We start from the raw sequence: 12,920 nt of genomic DNA, 5'->3' as shown, positions 1-12,920 counted from the left end.
CGGACTCTCCCGATTGGAACCGTGGCGGCGCTTGCGCTGAGTGGATGTACGCAGCAGCGTCCCCCCCAGCCGATCGCGGTGCCGCAGGCGCCGGCCATCGTCGCAGAGGCGGAGCGGGCGGCGCCGCAGGTGCGCGCCACCATCCTTCCCGGCGATCCGGCGGCGGCGCCCGGGTCGCCGCCGCCGCCGCCCGCACCCCGCCGCGGCGACATTGCGATCACGCTGCCCGGCGCGGAGGTGCGCAGCGTCGCGACGACGGTGCAGGAACTGACCGGCATCGCCATCGCGGTCGATCCGGCGGTGCAGGCGCAGGTGTCGCTGGTGACGCCGGGGCCGGTTGCGCGGTCGGAGCTGATCGGCCTGTTCGAGGCGGCCCTGCGCGCCGCCAATCTCGGGCTGGTGCAGCAGGGCGGCGGCTATGTCGTCCGGCCGGTGGCGGCGGCGCAGGCGCCGGTCTCGCCGCAGGGTATCGGCTTCGGCACCGAGGTGCTGACGCTGCGCTTCACCAATGCCGAGGAGATCCGCAAGGTGCTGGACGGCGCCCTGCCCGGCATCGTCACCGCGGTGGACGGCCCCGGCAACCGCATCACCATCGCCGGCACGACCGGCCAGCGCAACGCGGCGCGCGCGCTGATCGAGCAGTTCGACGTGAACTGGCTGCGCAACATGAGCTTCGCGCTGTTCGTGCCCGAACGTACCGACGGCCGGCTGATCGCGCCGGAACTGGACAAGCTGATCAACGCCGAGAATGCACCGACGCGCGGGCTGGTGCGGCTGATCACGATGGAGCGGCTGAACGGCATTCTGGCGATCAGCGCGCAGCCGCAATATCTCGACCAAGTCCGCCAATGGGTGGAGATTCTCGATCGGGAGGGGGAGAGCGCGCAGCGCCGCATCTTCGTCTATCGGGTGCAGAACGGCCGGGCGCGCGATCTCGCCCGTACGCTCAACCGCGCCTTTGGCAGCGGCGGCGCAGAGGACGACGGGTTCGACAGCGGCGGCAGCGATCCCTTCGCTACCGGCGAGCGCCGAACCGTCACTCGCCCGGGGGATGCGGCGAACAGCCGGCCGGGGCTCAGCGCGCCCGCCGTACCCGCTGCCGTGCCCCCGGGGCAGGGTGCCGGCGCGGAAGCAGGCACCGAGGCAAGCGGCGGGGGCGGCAGCACGGCGAAGATCACCGCCGACGAGGTGAACAACGCGGTGGTCGTCTACGCCACGCCGCGCGACTATGCGATGGTGGAGTCGGCGTTGCGCAAGCTCGACCTGCCGCCTTACCAGGTGATGATCGAGGCCGCGATCACCGAGGTGACGCTTACCGACACGCTGCGCTACGGCGTCCAATGGAACTGGCTGACCGGCGACAGCACTTTCCGCGTGACCGACGGCGCCAACATGCCGGCGGGGCCGAGCCAGGCCGGATTTTCCTATTTCCTCGCGGGCAACAGCGTGTCCGCCGCGCTCAACGCGCTGGAGCAGCGCACCAATGTGAAGGTGGTTTCCGCGCCCAAGCTGATCACGCTCAACAACCAGACCGCGGCGCTGCAGGTGGGCGATCAGGTGCCGATCTCGTCGGGCAATGCGGTGAGCGTCGAGAATCCGAACGCGCCGATCGTCAACTCGATCGAATATCGCGATACCGGCGTGATCCTGAAGGTGACGCCGCGAGTGAATGCGGGCGGGCTGGTGCTGCTCGACATCGCCCAGGAGGTCAGCGACGTGAACACCAGCGCCACCGCCGCCTCCACCCGGCTGAGTTCGCCGACCATTTCCACGCGGCGCATCTCCACATCGGTGGCGGTGCAGGACGGGCAGGTGATCGCGCTGGGCGGGCTGTTCCGCGACGCGCGCACGATCGGCAAGAACGGCGTGCCGCTGCTGTCGCGCATTCCCGTGATCGGCGGCCTGTTCGGCAGCCACAGCAACGGCCAGAACCGCACCGAACTCATCGTGCTGATGAAGCCGCACGTCATCCGCACCGTCGACGACGGGCATGCGGTGACGGAGGAACTGCGCGCCAAGCTGCGTACGCTGGAGCCGTTCCGCACCGAAGGCCGTATCCCGTGAGGCCGACGGGCGAGCAGGGCTATGCGCTGGTCGCCGCCGTGGCCAGCATCGCGGTGTTCGCCGCCATGGCGCTGACCGTGCTCTCCGCCGCGCGCGTGGCCATCGCCGATGTTCGCGGCGAGCAAGCGCAGTTGCGCGCCGCCGCCGCCGCCGATGCCGGTGTCGCGCTGGCGATCCGCCATCTGCTGGCCGGCCGCGAGGGCGAGGGCTGGAGCCCCGACGGGCGCACCCGGCGCACCCGCTTCCACGATGCCGTTCTGCAGGTGCGGGTGGAGGACGAACGCGGCAAGGTGCCCGTCGACATCCTCAACGAGATGCAGCTGACCCGCCTGCTCGAACAGGGCGGGCTGCGCGGCGAGCGGCTGTCGATCGCGCGCGACTCGCTGCTCGACTGGCTCGACGTCGATCGCGATCCGCGTCCCTTCGGTGCCGAGGACGGCTTTTATGCCGCGCTCGGCCGCGGACCCGCCAACGGTCCGCTGGCGACGATCGACGAGCTTGCCCTGATCCGCGGGTTCAACGCCGCGCTGGTCGAGCGGCTGCGCCCGATCCTCACCACAGTGGGCCGGACGGGCGGCTTTCGACCGGATTTCGCCAGTCCGGCGGCACTGGCGGTGATGCTGGACGGCGGCGACGCCAGCCCGGCGGTGATCGACCGCGCGCGCGAGCGGGCCGGCGACCGCCAGGCGCTGCGCTTCGCCGATGCCGCCACGCTGCTGCGCCAGCCGATCGCGATCGATGTGGAGGCACGCCTGCCGGACGGCGCGCGGGCAGTGCGTCGCGTGCTTGTGGAACTCACCGGGCAGGACGCGCGGCCCTATTTCGTCCGAGCCTATGATTGAGGGGGCAGGGCGGCCGGCGGCGCCAGCCCCCAGGGAGCAAATGGCCGGACCGGGGCGGCGGCGGCCGGCCGCACCGCCGGCGTCATCTGCGCCATGGGCGGCAACGCGCCGGCATGCTGGCGGCGATAGAAGATGTGCGCGCCGATCTGCGTGATCCGAGCGAGCGACGGTGCCCAGCGCGGACTGACATAGGCGGCGTGATAATGCGTCGCTCCCGCCACCAGCGGCGGCGATCCGCCCGCGAGCGCCGCGGCGGCGATGCTGCGAGCCTCGGCCAGTACCTGCGCGGGCAGCCGCAGCCGCAGCGCGCCGTCGCATGTAAAGGTAAACTGGCATCCGGTCTTTCGTGCCGACCCCTGATACACGACCTCGCAAACCGTTTTGGGGAAGCCTTTCGCGCGGACGCGGTTCAACACCACTTCCGCCACCGCGCGGCGCCCCTCCACGGGTTCGAAGCCGGCCTCATAGGCGATGGCGGTGGCCAGGCACTCGACGTCCTGCGGCTGCACTGCGGAGGCGCCGGCCCCCCGCTCCTGCGCCTGGGCGATAGGGGACGGTTGAAGCAGCACCGGTGCGGCCGCCGCGACGCGCAGCAGCAGGGAGAACCCTGCCGGCGTGGTGCCCCCGCTGCCGCGCCGTGGTACCATCCTGAACCTGCCCATCCGCTCCCGCTTTCCCCGATAGGCAAGTACCTACACCGAAGGCGCGGCGCCAATCGACGACGGCGCGATGAATTTTGTCAGAAACCATGACAAAATTTGCCGCTTCGCATGGTTGCAAAGATCGCTGTCTAGCGCGTCTTCCCTGAAGGAGGGCCCGCAATGCTTGGAAAGATCGGAATCATCGCCGCCGTCGTCGCACTCGGCGGGGGAGCATTTCTGCTGGTGCCGGGACGCAAGCCTGAGGAACGCACGGCATCGACAGGCGCAACCTCCGCGGCGACGGCGGATCCGGCCGGTACGATTCCGGCGCGGTTGCTCGATTGCACGCTGGGCCGGATCACCAATTTCGATCCGGGCAAAAACCAGGGTCCGGCGGATTATCGCTTCGAAGGCCGTCATCGCTTCCGGCTCTTCCTGGCCGCGACCCCGGTCCGCACCGGTCCGCCGCCGAGCGCCCTGGCCGCACCCGAGCCGGTGGATGCGAAGACCCGGATTCTCGACGATGCGGATGGCCTGTCCGCCGGCGCACGCGCGAAGCCGTTCCTGCGGGTGGTTGATTACTGGCCGGAGCGCGTGGAAATGGCCACTCCGATCTCGGCAACCGCGTCCAACCTGATCGTGCTCGACGGCTTCGATGCGGCCCGCGGAAGCGTCAATCTGTTCATGACCGCCGCCACCGACGGGATGACCTTCGATCGTGCGCATCTGTATGCCGGTGTCTGTGCGGTCACGCTCGGCGCGGCTGCCGAGCAGTCGGCCGGGGGCTGACGGCGCATAGCTGCGAAATGGACCCCGAAAAGGGCGGGCAATGCTGCCAGATTCCCCTCCCCGACGTGTCTATTGGGTGAGGCAGGAAAGCTCGCCCCGATGCCCGCGTGCCGGAAGGCGGAGCGCGTCCCCTCGTCGGGGAGATGCGGATGGAAGGGGTAGTGCAAGTCTTGGCCTGCCTGGACGAACGTTCTGAGCAGCCCTTTTCACTTCCGGTGCGGCCCGCCGGGCCGGAGACGCCGCCTGTAGCGGAAAACATGCCCCAACCGCGCCGTCCAAGGGCGCAGCTGGCGCCCTGGCAGATCCGGCTGGCATGCGAGATGATGGACTCCAATCGTCCCGAACGGGTGATGCTGACGGAGATCGCGGACCGGCTGGACATGTCGGTAAATCATTTCATCCGCGGCTTCCGGGAAGCCGAGGGCATCTCGCCCTATAAATGGTACATGCAGCGCCGAATCGCCCGCGCGATGAAATTGCTGCACGACGGGGCGGTCCCGCTGTCGAAGGTGGCGACCGCCTGCGGCTTTGCGGACCAGAGCCATTTCACCAAGGCGTTCACGCGCGTGATCGGCATTTCGCCCGGCCGCTGGCGCAGGAACCTGAAGAAGGGCGGGGCGCCCGTCGCCTGAAGCTGCGTCACGGCCGACGAAATCCTTCGCCCCTGTGGAATCGCCTAGGGGGTACCCCCGGACGGTCCGTTATGGCCGGCACGCGTCTTCCAGGGGTGATCGCGTCGGGATGTCCGTCCAACTCGTAAGTTTGCGATCGCATCGCGGCCGCCGCCTCCCGGCTATGGTGGGAGGGGCGACCCGGGCGTCGCGGGCCGCCGGGACGCGATGACGAGCGCTTCCTCCAATCTGGAGCGACTGCGCGCGCTGTACGATCCGCATTATGTGCGCCACGTGGAATCGTCGCATGGCGCGCCCGTCCAGGTCTGTCTGGACAGCCGCGTGCTGCAGGACGCGGCGGGCACCGGAGTCGCCACCTATGCACGGATGCTGGCAAAGAGCCTGCCGGATGCGGGCGCCGCGCCGCTGCTGCTGGATGATGGCGGGGACGACGGCGCACGTGCCCGGCTCCACCGCTGGATGGCGGCAACCCGCGCCGGTCCCCGCCAGGCAGCGCCCGAAAACGGGGGCGAGGATGAAGCGCCCGCACAATGGATCGTCCGCGACGTGTTCCGCGAGGCGCAGGTGTTCTTCAACCTGCACGGCCGGGCGCTGCGCATCGAGATGACGACGCCGCCGCAGGTGATGCACTGGACCTATCCGCTGCCGCTCTATGTCGCCGGGGCGCGGAACCTCTACTCGGTGCACGATCTAATCCCGATCACCAATCCGCAGCTCAGCACGATCAACCCGGCGCGGCACCGCGCGATCCTGCGGGAGGTGGTCCGCAACGCCTATGCCGTGGTCACGGTATCCGAATGCGTCCGTCGCGAGATCGTCGCGCATCTGGCGATGCCGCCGGCGCGGGTGATCAACACTTATCAGGGAGTCGACGCGCCGCTGCAGACCGATCCGCCCCTGCCGGGAGCGCTGCGCTCGGGCCGCTACTTCCTGTTCTGCGGGCGGGTGGAGCGCCGGAAGAACCTGGCGCGGCTGGTGGAGGCGCATGCGCGCAGCGGCACCGCCCAGGACCTTGTCATCGTCGGGCCGGAAGTGCCGGGCGAGGAGGCGCTGGAAACACTGCTCCGGCGGCAGCCCGGGGTGGTGCGGCTGCCCTGGCTTCCGCGGCCCGAGCTGCTGGCGCTGATGCGCCGGGCCCGCGCGCTGCTGTTTCCGTCGCTGGCCGAAGGCTTCGGCCTGCCGGTGGCGGAGGCGATGGTGCTCGGCTGCCCGGTACTGACCTCGGACCGCGGCGCGCTTGCCGAAGTCGCGGCGCAGGCGGCGTTGCTGGTGGATCCGCAGGACGTGGCGGCCCTCGCCGAGGGAATTGGCCGTCTCGACACGGACGATGTGCTGTGCGGGCGCTTGCGCGAAGCGGGGTTCGCCCGCGGCAAGATGTTCGGGCAGGACGTCTATGCCCGGCGGCTGCGCGCGCTCTATGCCGATGCGCTGGCCGCGCCGGGGTGCGCGGCGTGAGGATGCGGGTTGCGCGCTCAGGCGGGCAGGCGCTGATAGTCGCGATGCCGCTCGATCGCCTCGTCGATCGTGTCGAAAAACTCCAGCCGCCCGTCGCGCAGCACGGCGCCGGTCCGGCAATAGGCGCGCAGCAGCTCCGACGCGTGGGACACCATCACCATCGCGGCGTGGTCGCGGCGACGTTCGATCTCTGCATGGCAGCGTTGCTGGAACCGTTCGTCGCCCGCCCCGGCGACCTCGTCGACCAGATAGCATTCGAAATCGATCGCCAGGCTGAGCCCGAAGGCGAGCCGGGCGTGCATACCAGCGGAATAGGCCTTGATCGGTTGCCAGAGATACGGCCCGAGCTGGGCGAAATCCTCCACGAAATCGAGCATTTCCTGCTCCGGCCGGCGATAGATCCGCGCGATGAAGCGGACATTGTCGGCGCCGGTGAGACTGGCCTGGAAGGCGCTCGCATAGCCGATCGGCCACGAGACGCTCATCGTCCGCGTGATCGAGCCGCCGGTGGGAAACTCCACCCCGGCCATCAGGCGGAGCAGCGTGGATTTGCCGGCGCCGTTCGCACCGCAAATGCCCAAGGCCGAACGTGGCGGCACGACGAAGCTGAGATCCTGCAGCACCTCCTTGCGGAAGCGCCGGATGTGATAGGCCATCGAGACGTTCCTAAAGGTTATCATGGTGATTCCCGGCAGATATTAACAATAGATGCAGTATCATATATCGATACAAATTGATCTGCAATCATATTTTGTAAGTACTACGCGATGTTGTTGTAATATCATCTCGATCTAGCACATGGATTATTGTGTGTTATATAGAGATTTACAGTCTAGGTACAATCCGGCCGGCAATGGAGTTGTGGTTGGTGAGCGAGCCCTTTCATATCGGTATTGACGGCCTCAATCTCGCATTGCAGCGCGGGACGGGTGTGGCGACCTATGCGCGAACGCTGGCGCGCACGGTCGCGGGCCTCGGCCGTGCGCCGGACCTGCTCTTCGGGTTGCCGGTCCATCGCCACGCGCCGATGGCGTTGCGCGAGACGCTGTTCTTCGCGGAACTGGGCCGCGACGATGCGCCGGACGTGTCCGCCGGCGGCAGCATGCCCAAGCGCGGACGGATCCTCGCGTCGCCGATGCCGCGCCACATGGTAGAGGTGCCGGTAAACGGGCGGGTGAGTGCGGCGGCCTTTGCCGAGCGCATGCCGCCCTTCTCCCGACTGACCAGCTTCGGCTCGCTATGGGCCGTCGCCGGGCGGCATTTCCGGCGCTACCGGCAGTTCCTCACCGTGAAGATGGCGGCGCCGCCGGCGATCATGCACTGGTCCTACCCGGTGCCGATCCGGCTGGCCGGCGCGGTCAACCTCTACACGATCCACGATCTCGTACCGCTGCGGCTGCCGCATACCAGCCTGGAGAACAAGCGGCTGCACGATCGGATGCTGCGTGCCTGCGTGCGGCAGGGTGCCCGGATCTGTACCGTTTCCGAGGCATCGCGGCAGGACATCGTCACGTTTCTGGGGGCGGATCCGGCGCGGGTGGTCAATTGCTACCAGGCGATCGATCCCATCCCGCAGCTGTCGCCCGACATGGTGTCGGCCCGCCTGCGCGCGCTGTTCGATCTCGAGCGCGCCGGCTATTTCCTGTATTTCGGGGCGATCGAGCCGAAAAAGAATGTCGGGCGCCTGATCGAGGCCTATCTCGCGAGCGAGGTCACCACGCCGCTGGTGATCGTGGGTGGCCGCGGCTGGCGATCGGAAAACGAGCTCCGCCTGCTCGGCGCGCCGGGATCGCAGACGCTTTCCGGCGCGGCGCGCATCCGCAAGCTCGATTACCTGCCGCGCCGGATGCTCGACGTGCTGATCGCCGGCGCGCGCGCGGTGCTGTTTCCCTCGCTGTACGAGGGCTTCGGGCTGCCGGTGGTGGAGGCGCTGGCACGGGGGGTGCCGGTGATGACCTCGACCGCCGGGTCGCTGCCCGAAGTGGCGGGGAGCGCGGCGCTGCTGGTCGATCCCTATGACGTGAACGCCATGGCGGCGGCGATCCGCACGCTGGACACCGATGCCGACCTGCGCGCGCGGCTCGCCGCTGCCGGTCCGCTTCAGACCGCGGGCTTTTCCGACGCGGCCTTCGGCGACCGTCTCGCCGCGCTGTACCGATCGGTCCTGCCGCCGCGCGGCGGGGCGTCCACCCTTTCCCGATAGAAAGCACCCGGAGCATGGATGCCTTGGTCCTTCCGTTTCGTCTCCGCGCATGGCGCGCGTTCGCCGCGGCGGCGCTCCCGCTGGCCGCGGGCGCATGCAGCAGCCTGCCGTCGAGCGGCCCGACCCGCCTGCAGGTCCTGTCGGCGACGCAGGACGATGCACGGCTGCCCGCGACCCTGATCGACCTCGACGCCACGACGCTTCCCGAGATGCGTGCGCCGGCGGTGACGGCAGCGGGGCGGCCGGCGGATCTGCGCGCCGATGGCGATATCGACCGGGTCGGCCCGGGCGATGTGCTGCAGGTCTCGGTGTTCGAGATCGGATCGACGCTGTTCGCCCCTGCGACTGCCGCCGGCCTGTCGGGCACGTCGGCGCAGCCCACCGCCGCCGGCACCACCCTGCCGCCCATTCCCGTGGCGCGGGACGGCAGCATCGTCGTACCCTATGCAGGTCGCATCCTGGCCGAGGGCCAGACCACCCAGGCGATCGCCCAGGCCATTCTCGCGCGGCTCCGCGGCCTGTCGGAGCATGCGCAGGTCCAGGTGGCGGTGCGGGAAAACATGGCGAATGCCGTGTTCGTGCTCGGCGGCGTGAAGACGCCGGGGCGCGTGCCGCTGTCGCTGGTGCGCGAACATCTGCTCGACGCCATCGCCTTGACCGGCGGCACCACGGGCGCACCGCAGGATACGACGGTGCGCCTCACCCGACGGGGGCAAAGTGCCGAGATCGGGCTGGACGAGCTGCTCGCCGGTTCGCCCGACGACGTGGTGCTGCTTCCCGGCGATCGCATCGAATTGCTGTCGCGCCTGCAGAGCTTCACGGTGTTCGGGGCCAGCGACAAGGTGTCGGAGATACCGTTCCAGATGCGCACGCTCACCCTGGCGCAGGCGGTGGCGCGTGCCGGCGGCCCATCGGACCGCCAGGCCGATGCGAGTGCCGTGTTCGTGTTTCGCTGGTCGACCCCGCCAAACGGCGCGGCGCCCACGCCGATCATCTACCGGCTGAACCTGCTCCGTCCGGAGAGCTATTTTCTCTCGCAGCGTTTCGCGATGCGGAACGGCGACGTGATCTACATCGCCAATGCCCGATCCAACCAGGCGAGCAAGCTGGTCCAGATCATCAACCAGCTGTTTTCCCCCTTCTTCACGTTTCGCGAGTTGAGCCGATGAATGCTCTGAATGACCGCAGCGCGCTGCACGCGCGCGCCCAGATTCTCGCGCAGCAGGGGCGGGTGACCGGCGCGCTCGCGCTGTACGACCAGCTCCTTGCCGGTGACCCCGGCGATGCCGAGGCCTGGTTGCAAAAGGGTCTGCTCCACCTCGATTTTTCCGATTTTCCGACGGCACAGGATGCGTTGGAGCGGGCGCGCGCACTGGCTCCCGGCAATGCGCGCATCCTCTTTCACCTCGGATCGATCGCCATGTCGTTCGGTCGGGCCATGGCGGGCGTGGCGCTGTTCCGGGCCGCGCGGGCGCTGGACGCTGAGGACGGCGAATGCGCGATCAACCTTGCCAACGGGCTGCTCGCGCTCGGCCGCTGGGAGGCCGCGGCCGCGGTGGTCGAGCCGATGGCGAACGATCTGCCCGGCTGGTGGAGCAGCACGCGCGAACGTGCCCGCACTGCCTTTGCCCAGGCGCAAGCACGAGCCCGGCAACTGGCTGCGCTGCGGGCATCGCGCGGCGTGCCGCTGGAACGGCCGCAGGCGCTGGAACTGGCGCGCCTGTTCCTCGGCCTGGCGCATGCGCCGGCGACGGTGGAAATCTGCCAGCGGCTGCTGCGCGAGGATCCGGAGGATCTCGAGGCGCTGCTTCTGCGGGTGCAGGCGACCGTGCAGACCGAGGGGGTGGCGAAGGCACTGACCCAATTGGCAGAGGCAGGTGCGGGGTTCGAGGGCAACGCTGCCTATGCCGCGGCGCTCGGCCGGCTCTGCTTCGAGCATGGGGATCTCGACCGCGCGCTGCCGCATGCGGAAGCGGGGAAGGCGGTGGACCCGCAAGCCTATGGAATGCTGCTGCTTGCCGCGCGGCGCTGGGAGGATCTGCTCGCCTTTGCGCGCGGCTGGATGCCGACGACCGAAGATACCGGCGCCGCCGCATTGCTGCTGCGCGCGACGGCGGGGATGGGACGGCTGCGCCTGTTCCACGACGACGGCGCGGGTCAGCAGCCGTCCAACGGCGCGATTCCGCCGGTGATCGTGCAGTTCTGGGATAGCGAGACCGTGCCCGACGATGTCGCGACGGCGATCGCGACGTGGCAGGAGCGCAATCCCGGCTTCGAACACCGGCTGTTCAGCGAAGCCGCGGCGCGTGCCTTCCTGTTGGAGACGCATGGCGCGGCTGCGGCGGGCGCGTTCGATCGCTGCCACCACGCCGCGATGAAGGCGGATTTCTTCCGCGTCGCCTATCTGGCTGCCAGGGGCGGCTTCTATGTCGATGCCGACGACGCGTGCGCCCGGCCGTTGGGCGAACTGGCGGCGGCGATCGGCGGTGCGCGGTTCGCCGCGTCGCTTTCCGGCGATGTGGCGCCCTATGTCCATAACTGGTTCCTCGCGGCAGCCCCGGGGCAGGCGGTACTGCAATCCGCGCTGGCGGAAATGATCGAGGGCATCGAACGTGCTCATGCGGCAGGCATCACCCCCGATATCTGGCACACCACCGGACCCGGCATGATTACCCGGGCCGTCGCGCGCTGGCTGGCGGAGGCGCCAGCCGAATGGAGTGAGGCGGTCTTCCTCACCACCCGCCAATATCGTGGCTTCGCGGTGGGCATGGACTCGCTGGCGTACAAGAAGACCGCGACGGGCAATTGGCGACGGGCGAAGGAGCAGGTAGTGGAGGGCGGAACTAGCGCGTTCGATGCGATCTACGACCGTGAGAGCTGGGGCAACGGATCCGGGCCGGGATCCTATCCCGGCTGGACGATCGAGTATCGCGCGTTTCTCGAACGCTTCTTCCGGATGAACGAGGTCGGCTCGATCATCGATATTGGCTGCGGCGACTGGCAGTTCAGCCGCTTCCTTCATCTCGACGGAATCGTCTATCACGGCTTCGACGTGGTCGCGCGGCTGATCGAGGCCAATCGGCGGCGGTTCGGCAGCGACACGGTGCGCTTCGACGTGATGCCAGAGGACCTGACCACGCTCCCGCCAGCCGACCTGCTGGTCATGAAGGACGTGCTGCAGCATCTGCCCGACGCCGAGATTGCCCGCTTCCGGGCGGAGGTGTTCGGGCGCTATCGCTTCGTGCTGCTCACCAATTCGTTCGAGAAGATTGAGTCGCATCGCAATGTCGATGTCCGGCCGGGCGAGTTCCGTTGCCTCGATCTCGCCCAGCCGCCCTACGGGTTCGATGGTGCCTATCTGTTCGAATATTGGGCGCAGCCCTGGGAACGGATCCGCACCTTCCTGATCACCAATCCGCGTTCCTAGCGGTGCGGCGACAGGCGCCTACGCCATGGCGGGCGTGCTTGCCTCCGCAGGGGCGTCGGCATCGAGCCCGGCCAGCGCGGCGTCGACTTCGGCCGTCACCAGGGCAAGGCGCGCGGCGAAGTCCTGGTGCTCGGCCCGGATCGCGTGTCGGGTGAAACGGGCCCAGGGCGAGTTCAGCAACTCCTTGTTCTCGATATGGATATAGTCCGCGGCATAGGGCAGCTTGTCGAGGATCTGGTGGAACATGCCCTGATCGTCCACGACTTCGCCGTTCCAGGTAATGGCCTCGGCGGCAAGATCGTGGCGTGACAGGAACCGTTCCCATTCGCAGATCAGCGCGCGCGCGAACGGATGCGCGAGGTTGAACAGCATCACGCCGTTGTTCACGTTCCAATATTGATCGCGATAATGGCCCGCCGGCGCGGCGATCAGGGCGCGATGCTGCTTGTCGGCGAGATAGGCGCGAAGATCGAAATCGAGGTCGGCGATCCACGCATCGGCATCGACGTAGAAGACCCAGCCCTGGAAGTCGCTGCGGATCAGGTCCATCAGCAGGTCGATGCGGTTGTAGCTCGCATGCCAGGGCAGGCAGCCCCGCTTGATGCCGAGGAACGACCGATAATGCAGGCCGTGGCGTTCGGCGTAGCGCCTCGTCGTGCGCGCGCTCTGCGCCAGCATCGGAGCGTAGACCTCCGCGTCGCTCGACTGGAGCAGCAGGATCTCGCCCCGCGTGGCGTTGGCGACGATCGGGTGTTCGTCGAGCCGGGTGCACGAGCCCGGGGGCGACATGTCGTCCTGCTGCTCGCCCGAAGCTTCGGCGCGCGGCACCTCGGCGGCTGCGGGGGCCGGCAGGGGGGCGGCGGGGAC

Annotated in this window: 10 protein-coding genes and 1 pseudogene; 8 read left to right on the top strand and 3 right to left on the bottom strand. The window is 68.7% G+C overall.

Annotation, left to right across the window (positions count from 1 at the left end):
* Positions 1–21: 21 nt before the first annotated feature.
* Both gspD and S2M10_RS17125 read left to right on the top strand, forming a co-directional pair.
* A complete protein-coding gene (gspD, locus tag S2M10_RS17130; protein ID WP_168847145.1) occupies positions 22–2,064 on the top strand; it encodes a type II secretion system secretin GspD in 2,043 nt (680 codons plus the stop codon).
* Positions 2,061–2,906: a type II secretion system protein GspK gene (locus tag S2M10_RS17125; protein WP_168847144.1), complete on the top strand. Its 846-nt coding sequence runs from the start codon at positions 2,061–2,063 to the stop codon at positions 2,904–2,906. Before gspD ends, S2M10_RS17125 begins: the two co-directional genes overlap by 4 nt.
* Here the strand turns inward: S2M10_RS17125 and S2M10_RS17120 are convergent.
* Positions 2,897–3,553, bottom strand: a complete 657-nt coding sequence (locus S2M10_RS17120; protein ID WP_247650879.1) for a cell wall hydrolase — start codon at positions 3,551–3,553, stop codon at positions 2,897–2,899. The genes S2M10_RS17125 and S2M10_RS17120 overlap by 10 nt on opposite strands.
* A gap of 174 nt (positions 3,554–3,727) precedes the next feature.
* Here S2M10_RS17120 and S2M10_RS17115 point away from each other — a divergent pair, with 174 nt between their 5' ends.
* The 3 genes from S2M10_RS17115 (at position 3,728) to S2M10_RS17105 (ending at position 6,423) form a co-directional block, all read left to right on the top strand.
* Positions 3,728–4,336, top strand: a complete 609-nt coding sequence (locus S2M10_RS17115) for a hypothetical protein (protein WP_168847142.1) — start codon at positions 3,728–3,730, stop codon at positions 4,334–4,336.
* 257 nt (positions 4,337–4,593) lie between these two features.
* Positions 4,594–4,968, top strand: a complete 375-nt coding sequence (locus S2M10_RS17110) for an AraC family transcriptional regulator (protein ID WP_168847141.1) — start codon at positions 4,594–4,596, stop codon at positions 4,966–4,968.
* 207 nt (positions 4,969–5,175) lie between these two features.
* Positions 5,176–6,423: a glycosyltransferase family 1 protein gene (locus S2M10_RS17105; protein WP_168847140.1), complete on the top strand. Its 1,248-nt coding sequence runs from the start codon at positions 5,176–5,178 to the stop codon at positions 6,421–6,423.
* A 17-nt stretch (positions 6,424–6,440) separates the two neighbouring features.
* On the opposite strand, the gene S2M10_RS17100 is transcribed toward S2M10_RS17105, so the two are convergent.
* Positions 6,441–7,103, bottom strand: a complete 663-nt coding sequence (locus S2M10_RS17100) for an ATP-binding cassette domain-containing protein (RefSeq protein ID WP_168847139.1) — start codon at positions 7,101–7,103, stop codon at positions 6,441–6,443.
* A gap of 188 nt (positions 7,104–7,291) precedes the next feature.
* Between S2M10_RS17100 and S2M10_RS17095 the strand changes: the two genes are divergently transcribed.
* Genes S2M10_RS17095 through S2M10_RS17085 form a run of 3 tightly spaced genes read left to right on the top strand, consistent with a single transcriptional unit; the run spans position 7,292 to position 12,053 of the window.
* Positions 7,292–8,626 carry a glycosyltransferase family 1 protein gene (locus tag S2M10_RS17095; protein ID WP_348770625.1) on the top strand — a complete coding sequence of 445 codons (1,335 nt, stop codon included), beginning with the start codon at positions 7,292–7,294 and terminating at the stop codon, positions 8,624–8,626.
* Positions 8,627–8,640: 14 nt separating this feature from the next.
* Complete coding sequence (locus S2M10_RS17090; RefSeq protein WP_168847137.1) at positions 8,641–9,795, top strand: polysaccharide biosynthesis/export family protein; 1,155 nt, start codon at positions 8,641–8,643, stop codon at positions 9,793–9,795.
* Positions 9,792–12,053 (top strand): tetratricopeptide repeat protein, encoded by a 2,262-nt coding sequence (locus S2M10_RS17085; RefSeq protein ID WP_168847136.1) that lies wholly within the window; start codon positions 9,792–9,794, stop codon positions 12,051–12,053. The genes S2M10_RS17090 and S2M10_RS17085 overlap by 4 nt, the downstream gene beginning before the upstream one ends.
* 18 nt (positions 12,054–12,071) lie before the next feature.
* Here S2M10_RS17085 and S2M10_RS17080 read toward each other — a convergent pair.
* Positions 12,072–12,920, bottom strand: a pseudogene (locus S2M10_RS17080) (hypothetical protein); the annotation flags it as partial.

The organism is Sphingomonas sp. S2M10 (assembly GCF_012650175.1).
Classification (GTDB): Bacteria; Pseudomonadota; Alphaproteobacteria; order Sphingomonadales; family Sphingomonadaceae; genus Sphingomonas.
The sequence above is the reverse complement of the archived record's forward strand: the minus strand, read 5'-3'. Positions and strand labels throughout refer to the sequence as shown.

Excerpts from the sequence above, each read along its gene's own strand:
- S2M10_RS17120 (WP_247650879.1), bottom strand. The coding sequence starts at position 3,553 with ATGGTACCACGGCGCGGCAGCGGGGGCACCACGCCGGCAGGGTTCTCC.
- S2M10_RS17085 (WP_168847136.1), top strand. The coding sequence starts at position 9,792 with ATGAATGCTCTGAATGACCGCAGCGCGCTGCACGCGCGCGCCCAGATT.
- S2M10_RS17105 (WP_168847140.1), top strand. The coding sequence starts at position 5,176 with ATGACGAGCGCTTCCTCCAATCTGGAGCGACTGCGCGCGCTGTACGAT.
- S2M10_RS17115 (WP_168847142.1), top strand. The coding sequence starts at position 3,728 with ATGCTTGGAAAGATCGGAATCATCGCCGCCGTCGTCGCACTCGGCGGG.
- S2M10_RS17100 (WP_168847139.1), bottom strand. The coding sequence starts at position 7,103 with ATGATAACCTTTAGGAACGTCTCGATGGCCTATCACATCCGGCGCTTC.
- S2M10_RS17110 (WP_168847141.1), top strand. The coding sequence starts at position 4,594 with ATGCCCCAACCGCGCCGTCCAAGGGCGCAGCTGGCGCCCTGGCAGATC.
- S2M10_RS17090 (WP_168847137.1), top strand. The coding sequence starts at position 8,641 with ATGGATGCCTTGGTCCTTCCGTTTCGTCTCCGCGCATGGCGCGCGTTC.